Source organism: Cloacibacterium caeni, assembly GCF_907163125.1.
Taxonomy (GTDB): domain Bacteria; phylum Bacteroidota; class Bacteroidia; order Flavobacteriales; family Weeksellaceae; genus Cloacibacterium; species Cloacibacterium caeni_B.
Genome location: NZ_OU015319.1, coordinates 1,033,445 through 1,052,295, shown reverse-complemented (window position 1 = coordinate 1,052,295; position 18,851 = coordinate 1,033,445). Strand labels below are relative to the sequence as shown.

At 42.4% G+C, this 18,851-nt stretch carries 12 protein-coding genes; 4 read left to right on the top strand and 8 right to left on the bottom strand.

Annotation, left to right across the window (positions count from 1 at the left end; translation table 11 throughout):
* Window positions 1-92: 92 nt before the first annotated feature.
* A complete protein-coding gene (gene mobC / locus KKQ79_RS04810; protein ID WP_109568746.1) occupies window positions 93-2,090 on the top strand; it encodes a conjugal transfer protein MobC in 1,998 nt (665 codons plus the stop codon).
* Window positions 2,091-2,155: 65 nt separating this feature from the next.
* Here the strand turns inward: mobC and KKQ79_RS04805 are convergent, their stop codons facing one another.
* From KKQ79_RS04805 to KKQ79_RS04770, 8 genes are all read right to left on the bottom strand, one after another.
* Window positions 2,156-7,600 carry an N-6 DNA methylase gene (locus KKQ79_RS04805; protein ID WP_213189190.1) on the bottom strand — a complete coding sequence of 1,815 codons (5,445 nt, stop codon included), beginning with the start codon at window positions 7,598-7,600 and terminating at the stop codon, window positions 2,156-2,158.
* Entirely contained in the window at window positions 7,587-8,024 is a 438-nt protein-coding gene (locus KKQ79_RS04800) for a DUF1896 domain-containing protein (RefSeq protein WP_066434609.1), read from the bottom strand. The genes KKQ79_RS04805 and KKQ79_RS04800 overlap by 14 nt, the downstream gene beginning before the upstream one ends.
* A gap of 146 nt (window positions 8,025-8,170) precedes the next feature.
* The gene (locus KKQ79_RS04795) at window positions 8,171-9,052 is read right to left on the bottom strand and encodes an ORF6N domain-containing protein (RefSeq protein ID WP_109568747.1); all 882 of its coding nucleotides are present in this window, start codon (window positions 9,050-9,052) and stop codon (window positions 8,171-8,173) included.
* Window positions 9,042-11,135 (bottom strand): type IA DNA topoisomerase, encoded by a 2,094-nt coding sequence (locus tag KKQ79_RS04790; RefSeq protein WP_213189189.1) that lies wholly within the window; start codon window positions 11,133-11,135, stop codon window positions 9,042-9,044. Before KKQ79_RS04790 ends, KKQ79_RS04795 begins: the two co-directional genes overlap by 11 nt.
* Window positions 11,136-11,141: 6 nt before the next feature.
* Window positions 11,142-12,620, bottom strand: coding sequence for a DUF3945 domain-containing protein (locus tag KKQ79_RS04785; RefSeq protein ID WP_213189188.1), 1,479 nt, complete (start codon window positions 12,618-12,620; stop codon window positions 11,142-11,144).
* An 85-nt stretch (window positions 12,621-12,705) separates the two neighbouring features.
* A complete protein-coding gene (locus tag KKQ79_RS04780; protein WP_002978404.1) occupies window positions 12,706-13,014 on the bottom strand; it encodes a helix-turn-helix domain-containing protein in 309 nt (102 codons plus the stop codon).
* 11 nt (window positions 13,015-13,025) lie between these two features.
* A complete protein-coding gene (locus tag KKQ79_RS04775) occupies window positions 13,026-13,379 on the bottom strand; it encodes a helix-turn-helix domain-containing protein (protein WP_109568748.1) in 354 nt (117 codons plus the stop codon).
* Between the two features lie 262 nt (window positions 13,380-13,641).
* Window positions 13,642-14,487, bottom strand: coding sequence for an RteC domain-containing protein (locus KKQ79_RS04770; protein ID WP_066436109.1), 846 nt, complete (start codon window positions 14,485-14,487; stop codon window positions 13,642-13,644).
* 229 nt (window positions 14,488-14,716) lie between these two features.
* On the opposite strand from KKQ79_RS04770, the gene KKQ79_RS04765 reads away from it, so the two are divergent.
* The 3 genes from KKQ79_RS04765 (at window position 14,717) to KKQ79_RS04755 (ending at window position 18,821) form a co-directional block, all read left to right on the top strand.
* Window positions 14,717-15,280 (top strand): helix-turn-helix domain-containing protein, encoded by a 564-nt coding sequence (locus tag KKQ79_RS04765; RefSeq protein ID WP_066436106.1) that lies wholly within the window; start codon window positions 14,717-14,719, stop codon window positions 15,278-15,280.
* Between the two features lie 90 nt (window positions 15,281-15,370).
* Complete coding sequence (locus tag KKQ79_RS04760) at window positions 15,371-17,782, top strand: heavy metal translocating P-type ATPase (protein ID WP_066436105.1); 2,412 nt, start codon at window positions 15,371-15,373, stop codon at window positions 17,780-17,782.
* An 88-nt stretch (window positions 17,783-17,870) separates the two neighbouring features.
* The gene (locus KKQ79_RS04755) at window positions 17,871-18,821 is read left to right on the top strand and encodes a cation diffusion facilitator family transporter (RefSeq protein WP_066436104.1); all 951 of its coding nucleotides are present in this window, start codon (window positions 17,871-17,873) and stop codon (window positions 18,819-18,821) included.
* Window positions 18,822-18,851 lie beyond the last annotated feature (30 nt).

The following is an 18,851-nucleotide window of genomic DNA, read 5'->3' as shown; positions in this document are numbered from 1 at the left end:
AAATACTGCCACACAACGCCACTGGCTGCCACTTTCTTATAGCCACTCCATAGAGCCTTTAAATTCACGCCCGAACATTAAAACTTAAAATAATGCAGGGAGAAGACGATTTAAGAGGGCTTGCCAAGATAATGGCTTTTATGCGGGCAGTCAGTATTCTTTTGGTACTGATGCACCTTTATTGGTTCTGCTACGGTTTCTTTTTAGAACGTGGGTGGACGTTGGAAGTAATCAACAAAATACTGGGCAATTTCGACAGAACGGCAGGTTTGTTCTCACATACCTTATACACCAAAGCATTTGCTTTGGTTTTGTTGGCTTTGAGTTGCTTAGGAACGAAAGGCGTAAAAAATGAGAAGATAACCTGGTCTAAAATTTATGTGGCTTTGGGGGTAGGCTTTGTGCTGTTTTTTCTTAATACCTCATTATTAAAGCTATCTCCGGCAACAGGCACATTTCTGTATATCCTTACCATCTCTTTAGGTTATATCTCCTTATTGATGGCAGGTGTATGGATGAGCCGTTTGCTCCGTACTAACCTTATGGACGACGTTTTCAATAATGAAAACGAGAGCTTCCAACAGGAAACCAAGCTGATGGAAAATGAATACTCCGTCAACTTGCCCACCAAATTTTACTACAAGGGCAAATGGAACAACGGTTGGATAAACATCGTAAATCCTTTCAGGGCATCTATCGTGTTGGGTACTCCGGGTTCAGGAAAATCCTATGCTATCGTAAATAACTACATCAAGCAGCAGATTGAGAAAGGCTTTAGTATGTATATCTACGATTTCAAATTCGACGACCTTTCTACCATTGCCTACAATCACTTACTGAAGCATCGCGACAAGTATAAAATTCAGCCGAAATTCTATGTGATAAATTTTGACGACCCACGCAAGAGCCATCGTTGCAATCCACTCAATCCCGACTTTATGACGGATATTTCCGATGCTTACGAAGCAGCTTATACCATAATGCTGAACCTCAACAGGTCGTGGATACAGAAGCAAGGGGATTTTTTCGTGGAAAGCCCAATTATCTTGCTTGCAGCTATTATTTGGTATCTGAAAATCTATGAAAACGGCAAGTATTGCACATTCCCGCACGCCATTGAATTACTGAATAAAAAGTATTCGGACGTATTCACAATTCTTACCTCATACCCTGATTTAGAGAATTATTTATCGCCCTTTATGGATGCTTGGCAAGGCGGCGCACAAGACCAGTTACAGGGGCAAATTGCTTCTGCAAAAATTCCTTTATCAAGAATGATAAGCCCGCAGCTTTATTGGGTAATGACTGGCGACGACTTCACGCTCGACATCAACAACCCGAACGAGCCGAAGATTTTATGCGTTGGTAACAATCCTGACCGTCAAAATATTTACTCCGCAGCTTTGGGTTTGTACAATTCAAGGATTGTAAAACTCATCAATAAAAAAGGGCAGTTAAAGAGTTCGGTTATCATAGATGAGTTGCCCACAATTTATTTTAGGGGACTGGATAACCTTATCGCAACGGCGAGAAGTAATAAGGTAGCCGTTTGCCTGGGCTTTCAGGACTTTTCGCAATTAACGAGGGATTACGGCGACAAAGAGAGCAAGGTAATACAGAACACGGTTGGTAATATATTCAGTGGTCAGGTGGTTGGAGAAACGGCAAAAAGTTTATCTGAACGCTTCGGCAAGGTGTTGCAGAAACGCCAAAGTATGACCATTAACAGAAATGATAAATCTACTTCGATATCCACACAGTTAGACAGCCTCATACCTGCATCAAAAATCTCAACTTTGACACAAGGTATGTTTGTAGGTTCTGTATCGGATAACTTTGATGAACGTATCGAGCAAAAAATATTTCACGCCGAAATTGTGGTAGATAATGAAACAGTTGCTGCCGAAACAAAAGCCTATCAGAAAATACCGGAAATCCTGTCCTTTGTTGATAAGCAGGGTGAAGATAAAATGAAGCAGGAAATTGAAGCCAATTACAAACAGATAAAATCAGATATACTAAATATTGTTGTAAGTGAAATGGAACGCATCAAGAATGACCCCGATTTACAGCATTTGGTACAGGAGTGATAAAATAAAAGGGAAGTCTAACACCGTCTAACACCTCCCTTTTATTTTGCCCGTATGCTATATTACTACAATATACCACGAGGTATATGAATACCTTTTGCCCGTACAATGCTTTCCTGAACCATTGGGGTTTCTTTCTGCTTTTCCACTTGTTCCGGAGTATCTGCTTTTGTTTCCGGTGTAATGGATAGCTGTATTTTCCTCTCAACAGCAGCCAGTTCCGTTTTAAGTTCGCTCAATCGGCTTTCCTTAGCCCACGTACCGTTAACCACTTCCTGAAGTATGGGCAGGTCTTTTTGTATTTCAGAAATTTTCTCCTGCTCCTGCTTAATAAAGCCCGGCAGCTTTTCTAAAGCCCTCAAAAAATTCATTGCTGCGGTTTCAGGGTCTTTCGCCATTATGCCGTTGTTGTAGGTGTATTTGATGTTGCCCTCGCCCTGAACCAAAAAACGGTTTACCCTAATATCTGCTCCCTCTTTTTCAGAGATTTCAGTTTTAACCAACAGCGTAAAACCATACAAGCTGCCGATTTCTTCATATCGCCCTGCGGTACGAGCTTTATCCGCAATCTGGTTGAGTTTCGTACCGATTTGTTTCGGGTTTGCATTCGGCGGTAAGCCATCCAACAGCACCGGATTTGCGATTGTTCCGTCTGAATGCTTTTGTAGGCGTTGCTGCAAGTTTTCCCAGTCTGTACTCATCCGGTTCAAACGGGATTGGGTACTTTGCAACATTTCCGTATAATCCTGCACCTTAAATTTGGCACTGGATTTAGAACGGTTAAACGCCTGCTTTTCGCTTTCCAATCCGGCAATCTGCTTTTCAAGTTTGGCTTTATCCAACAGGTCTGTATTTCCTGATAGGATTGCCACATATTCCGAAAAGTTCATTCCCGATTTTTCGTCCATACTTCCCTCATCAATCGTTCTTTTGCTTAGGTTATTAGTCTTTAACTGGTCGATAAAAAGTTGCTTGTTATACAGCAGGTTGAACTTATAACTATCCAAAGATTTTTCAACGGCATAGATAATCACAGCAACTTTATTATCAGCGAAGAATTTGGCTATCTCGTTGCCTTTTCGGATAGCCCGCCCGTCCCTTTGTGCAAGGTCGCTCGGTCGCCACGGCGTATCTAAATGATGAACGGCAACGGCTCTTTTCTGTGCATTAACACCCGTTCCCAACATACTGGTAGAGCCGAACAGCACACGGATTTTACCCTCGTTCATTCCGTTGATGAGGTCTTTACGCTGCTTATCATTTTTGGCTTCCTGAATAAACCTTACTTCGTTTGTAGGTATGCCGTGGTCTTCCACGAGCTTGCGTTTTATTTCGGAGTACACATTCCATTCGCCTGGCTTGTAGGTTCCCAAATCAGAGAAAACGAACTGTGTTCCTTTTTGTGCATTAAACTGGTTGTAATACTTGGCAATATTTGCCGCACAATGCGAAGCCTTGTTGTCGGGATGGTCGTCATACATTCCGCTTACCATTCGCATATCAAGGGACATCTTACGGGCGTAGTCCGTAGCAATGAGCATCTTTGCTTTTTCTTCCCTTTGCGATAACGGTAATCTTCCGAGCAAAGTAGCATCGCCCGTTTTAGCAAACTGCATCAGGCTTTGGATAAAATCTTCTTGGTCGGGCGTTGGCGGTATATTGTACAATACCTCATTCTTTTCGGGGCGGTCAATACCAATATCCTTTGCCGTCCTGTAATCTGTGATTTCAGAATAGAACTGTGCCAGTTCCGGCACTTTGATGAAGTAGCGGAAACGCTCTTTAGCGACTATATTATTGGCTACCGAAAATTCATAATCGGTCGTTTTCCTTGCATAGATAGCTGCCCACGCATCAAAAGAATGAATGCCCTGTTTTTCCAATGCACGAGGGCGCAGGTATTTGAACAGCAGGTACAGTTCTGTTAAGGAATTGCTGATGGTTGTACCTGAAAGAAAGGTTGCACCCATATCCGCATTGGTTCGCTCCTGAATGGTGCGGATAGCAAAGAGCAGGTTAAGTGCCTTTTGGCTCCCGTCCACATTACCCAGTCCGGCTACCCTTGTATGACGGGTGTTGAACATCAGGTTTTTGAACTGGTGGCTTTCGTCCACAAACAAATGGTCTATACCCATCATTTTGAAGTCCACAATATCATCCTTGCGGTTTTCAATATCGTGTTGGAGTGTTTTCAGTTTTACTTCAAGATTTTCTTTCCTTTTGATTACACCCGCAAGCATCCCTCTTGTTACTTCCTTACCTTGCGATTGCAGGGCATCGAGGTTGCGCTCTACGCTGTCTAATTCTATTTCGAGGATTTCCTTTTGTATTTCGGGCGATTGCGGTATCATTCCGAACTGGTCGTGCGTGAGTATCACACAATCCCAATCGTTGTTTTTAATATCCCCGAAAATCCGGAGGCGTTTTTGAGGTGTAAAATCATCAATACCTGGATAAAGGATTTTAGCGTGTGGATAGGCTTTGCGGTAGTCTTCAGCAATGGCAGGTATATTCGCTTTCAGCCCAATTATCATTGGTTTATGGGCTAAGCCCAACCGCTTCATTTCCTGTGCTGCTGTACACATTATCAGCGTTTTTCCTGCACCTACTTCGTGGTCGCAGATAGCGCCGTTGTTCAGTTTTATCATCCAAACGGTGTCCTTTTGGCTTGAATACAGGTCTTCAATACCTGCTGCCTTTCGGTCTAATCCCGGAAAGTCCTGATGGCTGCCGTCATAGTTCGGGCGAACAAAACAGTTAAAGGTATCGTTGTATTGGTCGGTCAGCCTGTTTTTAAACTCATCGTTCTGTGCGTGTAGCCAGTCGGTAAAGGCGGTACGGATTTCATCAATCTTGGTGTTCGCCATTTGTATGGCTTCCATATCCCGTACCTTGACCTCTTGGTCGCCAACCATTACTTTTTTGGTAATATCCGGCGTGGTATTGACAAGGGCGTGTTTGAGCAGCGCAATACCATCAAATGTTCGGCTTTCTGCCTTGACTGCATATTTTTCCCAAATGTGCATATTGCCCTGATGACACTTTACGGAAAAGTCGTCGGAGCTTTCCGAATAATGAACCAGTACATCGGCATCAAACAAATGCGAAGCAAACCGGGCATAAATTCCCGTGGGTATCCACCGTTCACCGAGGTTAAAATCAAGTTCCTCAAATTCAATCCGTCTTGGTCGGGCTTCTTCTAAAGCGGTAAGGCTTTCTTTGGCTTCCTTATCATCAGGATTGTTTTCGAGATATGCTCGTACATCATTTGCTTTCTCAACAACATTGCCCGCTATCCACCGTTCAGCAATTTCATATTCCTGTTGTAGCGGATTGTAGAACAACCGCCCGTGCAAGGCTTCTTTCAGCGTATAGGCAGGCAGGCTGCTGATTTCGGACATAAAATCCAAATCCACGCTTCCGTATTTGTTCAGCGATGACGCTAAAGCCTCTTCGGGATTGTCGGTTGCTAATGTGGTAGTAGAAAAACTAACGGGGCGGCTGAATATATCTGCTTTGTGAATTACGCCCCCGATAATACGCTCCAGATACGGTATTTCCTTACCTGCGCTGTCTGTCTTTATGAGCTTGGCATTGTCGGCAGCATTCAGATTGCCGTATTTTTTAGTAAAGGCATCATAAAGGAGGTTCAGCGTTTCCCGTTCTTCCTTGTGTTCGGTTTGCCTTTCAGCTTCTTTTTGATAGAGGTTAATATAACTGTCCCTTACGGCAATATAGGCTTCGGCTCTTGCTTTTTGTAAAGTCGGTAATTGCAATGTATGAAAGGTTGCTGATGATTTTTCTTCGTTTCTTTCGACATCTTGCAGATAACCAACCCAACCATTATCCGCAACAAGGCAATCATTACGGTGGAATGATTGCAGTTCGCCACTATACGGGGTAGGTTCGGGAATGGCGTTATTAATGGCATTGGGAACGGCTGACTTATCAGTCTGGCCATTCCCGTTTATTTGTGAAAACAGGTCGCCAATTGCTTCCTGATTTTTGCTGTTTATCTTTGGAGTACCGTTAGCAGTACCGTTGGTTTTTGGCGGTATATAGGTTTGCTGCAATGCACCACTGAACAGATCGGTTTGGCGACCTATTGTATCTCTGCTTTTTCGGGTGCTTTGCTTTTTGCTTCGGGTAGTTCTTTTGGGTAACGCAATTACGGCAACAGGTTCGCCCGCACTTTCAAACAGGTCGAAAATGCTTAGTTGTTTCAATTCCTGCGGGCTTTCCTGACGGACTACCGGAGTTGGTTCGGGTTGTAGTTTTTGCCGAATGGTTACAGGCTCTATTACCGGAGGTATAACCTTTGGCTCAATCGGAATTTGTATAATAGGCTCATCGTTCCGTTTGCCTTTGTATAAACCCAAATTCAGATGCTTACCGAAATCTTCGGAAAGCATTTGTTTCAAATCTTTGGCAATCCCATCAACACCATTTTTATGCGTATAGATTAAGGCAGGCTGTCCGTATGGGTCAGTATCTAATTTGTAGTCTGTATGCACAATCCTTGCACTGTTTTGAAACAAGGCATTGCCTGGTGTATTGTATTCGGTTGGATTGCTTCGGCAAAACAGATCTTCCCTGTCGGTCAGATTTTCTTTTGCCGTATTTTTTTGCAGGATAATCAGGTCGCTTCCCACTTCCGTACCTGCATATTCTGTAAACAGGTTGTTAGGTAATCTTACAACCGATACCAAATTATTATCCTGCATTAACGCCCTGCGTATGGGTTCGTTTTTAGGGCTGTTCAATATGCCTTGTGAAGTGATATAAACTAACAAACCACCCTCACGGAGCATATCAGCACCTTTCAGAAAGAAGTAATTGTGTATGCTTCGGGCAGCCTGTATTTTTGCATTGTCCTTGCTTCGGGAATAAGAAAGGTCGAATACGGAAGTATCGCCAAAAGGAATGTTACTGGCTACTACATCATAGCTGTTTTGTTCCCTTTCGGGAATTTCCTCAAAACCGCTTACACGTACATTGCTTTCGGGATAGAGCTGCTTTAAAATCTTGCCTGTCAGCAAGTCCTTTTCATAGGCAGTAACATTGGCTTTTTGACTTTCCGAAAAGGATTGTATGAATGAGCCGATACCTGCGGAGGGTTCGAGGAATTTATCAATATGCAGACCGCTATCCCGCAAGGCTGATGAAATGGCATCTATGACCTCTGGCGGGGTATAAAAAGCCGTTAAAACAGAACTTTTCATACTATCCACATACCTGCGGTATTGCTTATCGTCTTCGGAATTTTCTTTGAGTAGTTGGTGGAGTTCCTGCGTAATCGGAAAGAGGTCGTGTTCCGTTTTTCTCCAATTATTGATGTCTATTTCATTTTCAAAGGGGTTCAGAACGAATTTAAGACCGCCAAATCCGCTGTATTGCATCATTAGCAGTCTTTCGCCTACGGTGGCTTGCCGTTTCTCCTTTTCCAGTTTAAAAACAATTCGCAGGGCATCAATATTCTGTTGGAGATGGAACCGCTTACTGAAGCCCATTTTCCTCAATCCATATTGCGATGGTTCCGGTCAGTTCGGTATAGAGTAAATCGAACTCAAACCCGTGGATGAAATCATCGGTTAATTCATATCCTGCAAATACAGGTTCGCAAACAGGAAACATTTTCAGGGCGAACGGTCGCAGTTCCTCATCTGCCATTATGGTATCAAACTCATTGCATACCACTTTAAAAACCGTGTCGAACTTGGAGAAGTGTAAGCCCTCAAACAATATGTAATTAGCTATTTCATTGCATTGCTCTAAGGCGTTTCCCGACCGGAACGCCCCCTCATAAGCGTTGGCAGCCCACGAAGACCGTTGGTCTATAAATTTTTGGTCGTGTACCTTTTCGGGGAAGCTGCTGTTTAATAATTCTTGCAGTCGTAATCTGAAATACGATAGGTCTTTTTGCTGTACGTCCATACTATATTTTGTTTAGAATTTTACTTAAATCCTAAAATTATAAGCGAAAGCAAATGCCTTTGTGAATGTTGCAGGGTTTGGCTTTGAGAGGCGGTATTTGGCGTAATGGACAATAAAAAACCTCTGAAAAATTCAGAGGTTCATTTTTATGGCTTGTTAAGGATTTGGAGCATCCTGCCGACTTCAATATCCATTCGAGAAAAGGCAAACCATTTTTTGCCCAGGTCTTTGAGCGATGCCCCTATATGGTAAAGCTCTGTATTGTCAATAATTAAAAAACGGTCGTGGGCATCGGAGAAAATCTCAATATCTATTACAGTATATTGGCTGTTGTAGCGTTGTAAATCCAACCGTAACTGGTGACTGATACTTTTGGTAAGGATAGTGGCAGTTACATTATCATTGCGCTTACCCAATAAAGTAAGCACCGTATCATCCACATAATTATCAAGCAGGATAATGGAACTTCCGGCACTACGGATAATATCAGAAACAAAAGCATAGGCATCAAAAACCTGTCCGTTGTAAAAGATACCTTTTTCGCTGTGCAGCTTGTCGCTTTCCAAAGCCTTAAAAATCTCTTCAAATTTTTGGTCGGCTTCCAGTTGTTTCAATTCAATATTATCTAGCCGATGAAACAAAGAAGCATTGCTAATGAGCATACGCCGCATTTCTACAAAGGCTTCCATTATTTGAACACTCATTCTTACCGCTATGTCCGAACGGAGTATGGCAGATGCCATTGCAACCCCCTGTTCGGTAAAAGCATAGGGTAAATAACGTCTGCCACCGTAATTTAAACTTGAGGTTCCAAATTGGAACCTCAAGTTTTCAACTTCCTTTTCAGTCAGTTGAAAGCAGAACGAAGCAGGAAAACGCTCGATATTCCGTTTTACGGCTTTGTTGAGGTTCTTTGTTTCCACCTGATACAAGGCAGCAAGGTCACTATCCAACATTACTTGTTTGCCCCGAATAGTATAAATCAGGTTCCTTATTTCTTTGGGTATAATAGACGATTTATTTTCCATTACGCTTATTGCTTTTGTTTTTTTCAAACTCAAAGGAGGTTTCTGCATTTTCTTTCAGCACGATATAAGCATCGAATTTCTTTCCGGCTTTGCTCGTCATTCCTTTGATTAAAGCCGTTTTACCCTTATTGATAAGGCTTACAATATTTTCGATACTGATTTGTACCCCGCAGACGGTACGGAACTGCACCCAATTACAAGCCTCATCAGAACATTTCACAATCTTGTCACGAATGATGAGTTGCTGACTTTTGCATTTCGGACAGGTCAATTTTGGCTGATTAGTATTTGCAATAGAAGTTTGCAGCAGTTCATCGGTAATAGATTTCGCATAGGTTTCCATTTCCTTTTGAAATGCTCCGGCATCCGCTTCGTTGTTTTCAATTTTCTGCAATGCCAGTTCCCATTCTGCGGTCATAGCTACATCTGCAATCTTGCGTTCTTTAACAAGCCCGTACACCTGCAATCCTTTTTCTGTAGGTATTAAAGAACGCTTATCCCTTTGGATATAATTACGGGTAAACAAGGTTTCGATAATGGCGGCTCTTGTAGCCGGAGTACCAATACCAATATTTTTCAGGGCTTTCCGTTCTTCCTCGTTTTCAATTTCTTTTCCGGCGGTTTCCATAGCCGATAGAAGCCCGGCTTCGGTATAAAGGACTGGTGGTTTGGTCTGCTTTTCCAAAACGGCAGCTTCTTTTATTTTGAGTTCATCGCCTTTAGTCAGTTCGGGTAGTTCCTGCACTGGCTCTTCGCCATCATCGGTAAAACTTCCTTTGATGGAACGCCAACCTGCTTCCTGAATTTTACAACCTTTTGCCGTAAAATCGTAGTGCAACACCTGCAATGATACATCGGTTATCTCTTTGACACAGGCTTGTGATATGGCTTCGAGCAGGCGAAGTGCAATCATATTGTAAATCTTATCTTCATCTGCATTCAGTACAGACGGCACTTTGTCGGTAATCAATAAACCGTGATGGTCCGTTACACGGAGGTCATTCACGATACGTTTATTGAACCGTCCCCATTTGATTTTGGTAAGGGCTTGTTTGCAATCTTCACGGTTCTGCAATGCCCGCACAAGGTTGGGAATTTCTGCCCACATATCTTCGGGTATGTATTTGCTTCCGGTACGGGGATAAGTAATAAACTTCTTTTCGTACAGGCTTTGCGCAATATTGAGCGTTGCTTCAGCAGATAATTTCAGCCTTTTGTTGGCTTCTTTTTGCAAGCCCGTCAAATCAAAAAGCAAGGGCGGTTGTTCTGTAACGCTTTTGGTTTCTACCGATGTAACGGTTGCAATTTCATTGCGCTGAATGGCTTTCAGCGTATCATCAGCAAGATGCTTTTCATCCCACTTGGTAACGGAAATACTTTTGAAATCAACCTGTGCTTTGTGATGTAGCAATTGTATCTGCCAATATTTCTTTACAGAGAAATTTTTGTTTTCGAGATAGCGTTTGCATATCAAAGCCAACGTCGGAGTTTGCACTCTTCCGAGCGAGTAAATACCATTGCCTGCGGCAATGCTCAACGCCTGTGTAGCGTTGATGCCTACAAGCCAATCGGCACGGCTTCTGCCTTGTGCAGCCTGATATAACCCGTCAAATTCTTTTCCGTTTTTAAGGTTGTCAAAGCCCTGCCTAATTGCCTTTTCTGTAAGCGAACTAATCCAAAGGCGTTCAAACGGCTTGTTGCATTTCAGGTATTCATAAATGTACCTAAAAATGAGTTCGCCCTCACGACCTGCATCTGTCGCCACGATAATGCTATCGCTTTTATTGAACAATTCTTTGATTACTTTCAGTTGCTTTAATGCGCCAGCATCGGCAGTATAGCCTTTATCTTTTTTGACTTTGCGAACGGTCAATAAAAACGGGTTAGGCAATATAGGCAAAGCGGCTTTGTCAAATCCCGTAATCCCATAATCTTCGGGCATTCCCAGTCCTATTAAATGACCGAATGCCCACGTAACAAAATAGCCGTTACCTGTCAGGTAGCCGTCCTTTTTTTCAGATGCTCCCAACAAGCCGGCTATCTCCCTTGCTACGCTTGGTTTTTCTGCTATAATTGTTTTCATACTGTATTACATTTTTCTGCCTTTGGATTTTGCAGGAGTTTCGGGTTTTTCTTGTTGTTCCTGCTGCTTTTCATTTTTCGGTCTTTGTTGCCCGGACTTCAAAGGCTCTTTGATGTTCTTGGTTGCTTCATTGGTCTTACCCTCTGAATTAACGGCAGTCTGTGTTTTATGGGTTTCGGCAGTTTCTACCCGTGCTTTATACTGACCGGGAAATTCAAAGTTGGTCTTTCCGGTATCTTTGTCGAAAGTGATATAACCCTTGTAGGGTTGGTCTTTTTTATCTTTCAATTCCACATATATGGTTTGCCCGGCTTTGAATTTGTTGTACTGCTCATCGTCCAGTTCTTTGCCCCTGAAAGTTTTCGGAGCTTCCTGCGGTTGGCTTTGCTGATTATTCTGCTGATTGCCCTGTTGATTGGTTTGTTGGTTGGTTTGCGCCTGCTGATGGTTATTGCTTCTGTCAAACAGGAACTCTACATATCGTTTGTCCGCATTAAACTGTACCATTGCAGAAAACTCTGTTCCTTTGGTAGAAATCATACCTTGCAGATAAAGCGGTTTGCCTTCCATTAAGGTTTGCTTTTGCTCGTCATTCAGTTTCACACCTTTTAACTCATCAGGTATTTTTATGAAATCAGTTCGCAATGCCACTACATCATTGGTAAGCCTGTCAATGCTGATAATAGACGGCATCAGTTCGCCCGTTTTAGAATTTACCAAATTGACTACACGCCCCATATTGCCCGTTTCAAGCAGGTTTTTCTTGTCTTCGTCCGTAAACTTGTGACCGAAAAACTCAAAATGGAGGTTAGGCTCTTTTTTGATACCGTGTATTGCCACGATAACATTACCGTCTTCCGCTTGCTGTAAAGACAAGCGGGCATCCGTGCGCAGAATAGAACCGCCGAGGTTAATGCCTATCGGTAAGAGTTCATTGGTTTTGTAACCTCTTAATAGAGGGTCAAGCAGGTTTCTTTTTTCAAGATACTCTTTGCTTAATCCGAGGTTTTTCATTGTGTCCCAATCAATCTGCTCCGGCTTGTAGCGATATTCACTCGTTTCCGTTGTTGTTTGTGCTGTTGCCATATTATTTTGATTTTCTTGTTTTTTGTCCTGTTGCGGTTCTGCCTTTACTTCGAGTTCTTTCAGCACTTTCTCGCCATCGGGAGTGGGCTTATCTACGTGCTTTTGTAATTCCTGTGCTTTTTCAGCAGCAATAGGGGCGGGTACTTTGAAGAAAGTAAAGTTTGTAGGGTTCTTTAACTGGCTGAAAAAATTGGAAAAGAAGTTGGAAAAGAAATCGCCGCTTTTGTCCACACGCATAAACTGGTTTTGGTTTTTCTTCGTGGGTTCGACGGTTTCCATTTTCCCGTTTTCGTCGATACTCTTCACTGCCTGGATTTTCATTTTTTCTTTATCCAGTACGAGTAATATGTCCGAAAGCTGTTCGGGCATTTCCTGTTTATTAGTTGTTTCTTCACTCATATTCTGAAAATTTTAAAAGTTCGCTGTCGAATGTAAAGGAAGCCTGCACCGTATTGCACTATGTGGCACTCAAAGGCAGTGTTTGTCACTTATTGGCATCCAGTTTGGGCAAAGGCGGGTTAAAACTTTCCCTGATGAACTGATGCACATCGGATAGTTTGTAATACAATTTTCCGCTGATGGTATAGTAAGGCAGCTTACCGATGGAGCGATACCGTTGCAGGGAACGGTTGCTGATTTTCAGCATTTGTAATAAATCCTGATTATCCAGTAATTCTTCTCCGTCTATGCTATTGCGCTTCTTTTGTAAATCGTCTATGTGGTTGCCGAGAATGTCAAGCCTATCCATTATGCGTTCCATCCACGCCACAAATTCCATTTTGTCGATATTCATACCCAAAACTTTTACTTATTACCTGATTTTAGCTTTCTGCCTTGTTTAATGTAGCTTTTGCCTTTCGCCATAAGCTGCTCCACATACTCATCGGTAGTTTGTACGGCATTGGCGTTAAGCATTTCCTTGATAGCACCAATCGTATAGTAATACTGCCCGTACATTTTTGAAAAGGCTATCTGCCCGTTGGTGCGCATACGCCACAATGTTTTTTCGCTGATGTGGAGGTACTGGCAGACTTCGTGATTGTTGAGCCACAAACTATCATAGCTTGTATCTTCCAGTTTCAGGATATATTCGCTAATGGCTTTCAACCGTTCGTTAAGGTGCTGCCACACTTCTTCGTCAACTGTTATTATATTCATTGCGCTGTCGTTTAATGTTCACAGGGCAAAATTCAGAATTGTGGCAGTGTTTGTCCGCCAATGCTTGCCAATTGAAAAAGCGGTTTTTTGAAAATTTTACAATTTGCCGGAAAGCCTTATTAAATAAGCGTTTCGGCAGATTTTCCGATTTTGGGATAAGGAAATATGCCCGTTCGCCAATTGCCATATATTGGCGAACGCAGGCACAAAAAAAAGCAATACGGAATGCGTATTGCTTTCAAAGCCTTTATTGATGGAGTGTTTATAAGTCTTTATCCATATATTCTTCCAGTGCTTGTTTCAACTGGTCTAAAAACAAGGTGCGAGAGCCTGCACGGGTTTTCATACGGTGGAATGCGTGATGCACATCGGTCAGTGGTATTCGGAACAACACTTGTGAAATAGCAGTGAGCTTCCGGATGCCTAACTTACCTCCTGAAATAGCACCTGATGCGTAGAGGGCATACGTTAGCTCAATCAGAGCATTCTTGCTGTCCGTCCAGGATAGCTCTTTAATTTCGCTGGCGCTACTGAAAAATGTATCGGAATTTTCTTCGGGGCTGATTTTGGTTAAGAGGTAGGCGTATAAGAGGTCGTTGGCGAGGATGCGGGCTACTTTGTAATCGTAATAGGTAGAGAATTGCGGGTCGATTTCAAATACGTAACTATTAAGCCCATCGAGGTAGTTTATCTGCCCACGCTTAAAATATTCGTGGTCTTTATCCACCCTGCCCGAACGGTAGTAGCGATAAAAATGGGAGTTGCAGATGTGTTCCCTAAACTCAATCTTTAGCTCCGTTAAATGGTTCGAGAAATAGTTATGATATATTTTCCCGTTATTGACCGGGCACGAGGTTTCTATCCGGTAGAGCTTGTTATAATAGATGAGTTTGCCCAGGATTTGGGGCTTAATCATTTTAAAGAACTCAATCTCTTTTGCATCGTTCTCAAATTCCGAACTTAGCACACATTCTTTTGCCGAAACCAATAGCTCCTGAAGAAAGACCGTCATTTGAAAAGCCTCTTCAATTAGCCCCGAGCACGTAATTGACAGTTTCCGTTCCTGCTCCTGAATTTCGGTAACAATAGTTCCTAATAACTTTCTCATAGTAGGGAGGATTACGTTATCAATATCAGAGTACCTTAGCAAATGTTATTAATAAACAGCACTTTAACCGCCAATATTCCCCTACAATGGGGAATATTTTAGCTATTTTCCCCTATGAAAACCGTCGTTTGCATCACTTAGTCACTCATAATCAATAAATACTTAATTTTTAATCTTAAATTTGTGGTTGCGTATTGATGCAACAAAATGAATTGTGATTTAGCGAAATATGAGTACATTATTTATCAAAAATATGGTCTGCAACCGTTGTATTCTCGTAGTTCAGAACGAACTCGACAAACTCGGCATAGAGGCTACCAATATAAAACTGGGCGAAATAATCCTTAAAAAAGATTTAACCACAGCAGAGCGTGAGGCATTGGAAAACGTTTTAGACCCTTTGGGTTTTCAGGTCATCGACGACAAGAAGAGCCGGATGATTGAGAAAATAAAGAACGTTATCATTGACCTGGTGCACCATCAGGACAACGATGCGAAAACCAATCTTTCGGATGTGTTGAGCGATGCGCTGCACCACGATTACAACTACCTTAGCAACCTGTTTTCCGATATTGAGGGTACGACCATTGAGAAGTACTTTATCGCACAGAAAGTAGAAAAGATAAAAGAACTGTTGGTGTACGATGAGCTGTCGTTAAGCGAGATTGCCGACCGTATGAATTATTCGAGCGTGGCATATTTGAGCAACCAGTTCAAGAAAGTAACAGGGCTTACACCGAGCCATTTCAAGCAGATAAGGGAAGACAAGCGCAAGCCACTGGATAAGGTTTAAGTAAATCTTACAAATCAAACCCAGAATTTCACAATAGAACTCCTCTTTATTGTTGCCACCTTTGCATTATGAAAATAAAGCAATCGAGATATGGCAACCAATAAAGAAACAATTTACATTCCTTTAGAGGATGTAGAAAGCGAGCACTGTGCATTAATCGTCGAAAAAGGACTGGCACAGGTAAAAGGCGTAGAAACCCACAAAGTAGAGCTAAATAACCGCAGGGCGGCTATTACCGTTAATGATAACGAGGTAGTAGGCGAAGCTGTAAAAGCAATTAAAGATTTAGGCTACGGCGTTCCCACTGTTAAAAAGACTTATCCCGTTTTAGGTATGACCTGTGCATCTTGTGCAGGCAGTGCCGAGAGTATGGCAAAATATACGCCGGGCGTAGTAAGTGCCGAAGTGAATTACGGTACGGGAAACCTCAACGTTGAATTCCTGCCGAATATAACCAATTCCGAGCAAATCAGGAAAGCGGTACAGGACGGCGGTTATGACCTATTGCTCGAAGACGAGAGCAAGCAACAGGAAACTTTAGAAGCTATCCACGCCGAAAAATTCAGAAAACTTAAAAACAAAACCATTTGGGCAGTAATCCTATCGCTACCGGTGGTCATTATCGGTATGTTCTTTATGGATATGCCTTACGGTAATGAAATAATGTGGGCATTCGCCACTCCGGTAGTTTTATGGTTAGGTAAAGACTTCTTTATCAATGCGTGGAAGCAGGCGAAACACCGTTCTGCCAATATGGACACACTTGTCGCATTGAGTACAGGTATCGCCTATATATTCAGCGTATTCAATATGCTGTTTATGGACTTTTGGCATCAAAGAGGTTTACACGCACACGTGTACTTTGAAGCCGCAGCCGTAATCGTTGCCTTTATTTTATTGGGCAAGCTATTGGAAGAAAAAGCCAAAGGCAATACCTCATCAGCCATTAAAAAGCTGATGGGCTTGCAACCGAAAACGGTTATCGTAATAGAAGCAGACGGCACGGAAAGACAAAAAGCCATCGAAGATGTAAACGCAGGCGATATTATTTTGGTTAAGCCGGGCGAAAAAATTGCGGTGGATGGTACAGTTGTATCGGGCAATTCGTATGTAGATGAAAGTATGCTAAGCGGCGAACCTGTTCCGGTACTGAAAAAGGAAAACGAAAAGGTATTTGCCGGAACCATCAACCAAAAAGGTAGCTTCCAGTTCAAGGCGGTAAAAGTGGGTAAAGAAACAATGCTTGCCCAAATCATCAAAATGGTGCAGGATGCACAGGGAAGTAAAGCACCCGTACAAAAACTGGTGGATAAAATCGCAGGTATTTTCGTTCCGGTAGTAATCGGTATTGCTATCCTGACATTTATTCTTTGGTTCTTCTTAGGAGGCGAGAATGGTGTTGTACAAGGTCTTTTAGCAGCCGTTACTGTATTGGTTATTGCTTGTCCTTGTGCTTTAGGCTTGGCTACTCCTACCGCTATTATGGTGGGCGTTGGTAAGGGTGCAGAAAACGGCATCCTGATTAAAGATGCGGAAAGTTTGGAATTAGCGAAGAAAGTAAACGCTATCGTGCTGGATAAAACAGGTACGATTACCGAGGGAAGACCACAGGTTACAGGCATCCAATGGCTGAACAATGACGATGCGACGAAAGATGTTTTATTGAGCATTGAAAAGCAATCGGAGCACCCATTAGCGGAAGCCGTTGTGAAAAATTTGGAGGGCGTTTCTACAACTTTATTATCAAACTTCGACAGTATAACAGGTAAAGGCGCAAAAGCCGATTACAACAGCGACACTTACTATGTAGGTAATAAAAAACTGTTAGCCGAAAACAACATTACCATTGCCGACCAACTGCAAAAGCAGGCGGACGAATGGGGCACACAGTCTAAAACCGTTATATGGTTTGCAAACAGTAAACAAGCTCTTTCTGTAATCGCTATTTCCGACAAAATTAAAGAGACATCGGTACAGGCTATCAAAGAAATGCAGGATGCGGATATCGAACTGTATATGTTGACGGGAGATAATGAGGCTACCGCCAAAGCTATCGCCGAGCAAACTGGTATCAAGCATTACAAAGCCGAAGTTTTGCCACAGCACAAAGCTGATTTTGTGAAAGAACTGCAACAGCAAGGCAAAGTAGTAGCAATGGTTGGCGACGGTATCAATGACAGTACAGCACTGGCAACTGCCGATGTAAGTATCGCAATGGGTAAAGGTTCGGATATCGCAATGGACGTGGCGAAGATGACCATTATTTCATCAGACCTTACCAAAATACCTCAAGCCATAAGACTATCAAAACAAACCGTATCAACCATTAAGCAGAACCTGTTTTGGGCATTTATCTATAACCTTATAGGTATTCCGATTGCAGCAGGTATTCTTTACCCAATCAATGGTTTCTTACTAAACCCAATGATTGCCGGAGCCGCAATGGCGTTGAGTAGTGTAAGTGTGGTAAGTAACAGTTTACGTTTGAAATGGAAGAAGTAAACCGATAAATCACACAAAGAATATTAAAATAGATAGAAACGTTTTGCTGCTGATATTTGCAGCAGTGAAACAATAATCACAAGTAAATATGGGACAAGACCACGGACACAGCCACTCGCATACTGCGAATAAAAAGACCCTGACCATTAGCTTGGTAATCATCACTACATATATGGTAGTGGAGGTAGTGGGAGGTTTTCTGACAAACAGCCTTGCCTTATTAGCCGATGCCGGACATATGTTGAGTGATGCAATATCGCTTTTCATTGCGCTGATGGCCTTTAAGTTCAGCAGTAAAATAGCCGATTACAGTAAGACCTACGGCTATAAGCGCTTTGAAATACTTGCAGCAGTTATCAACGGTGCAACACTTATCCTGATTTCAGTTTATATCATTTACGAGGCGATAGAACGCTTTCAGAGCCCACCGGAAATTCAATCAGGAGGTATGCTCATTGTAGCAATTGTAGGCTTATTGGTTAATGTGCTTGTAGCCTGGATAATGATGCGTGGTGCTGACGTAAAGGAAAACCTCAATATGCGTGGAGCCTACCTGCACGTCATCAGTGATATGCTCGGTTCGGTTGGTGCAATTATCGCAGCGTTGCTCATTATGTTTTTCGGTTGGGGGTGGGCAGACCCGTTGGCAAGCGTTATTGTTTCGATACTGGTATTGAGAAGTGGGTATTTAGTTACTAAATCATCGGTACACGTATTGATGGAAGGCACACCCGAAAATGTTGAAGTGGATAAGGTCAATGAAAAAATCCTTAAAACCGATGGTATTAAAAGTATTCACGACCTGCATATTTGGACAATTACAAGTGGATTGAATGCACTTACGTGCCACGCCGTTGTAAATGAAAAAATGACTATCGAAGAAAGTGAAATATTACTTCGTAAAGTAGAACACGAATTAGAGCATATGAATATCCATCACGTTACCATCCAGTTGGAAACACCAGCACATCTACACGATAATTCGGTGCTATGTATTGTAAAGGCTGAACCGTCAGCACACGACCATCATAATCATTAATCTTACTGGAATAAAATCAAGTTTTTAATC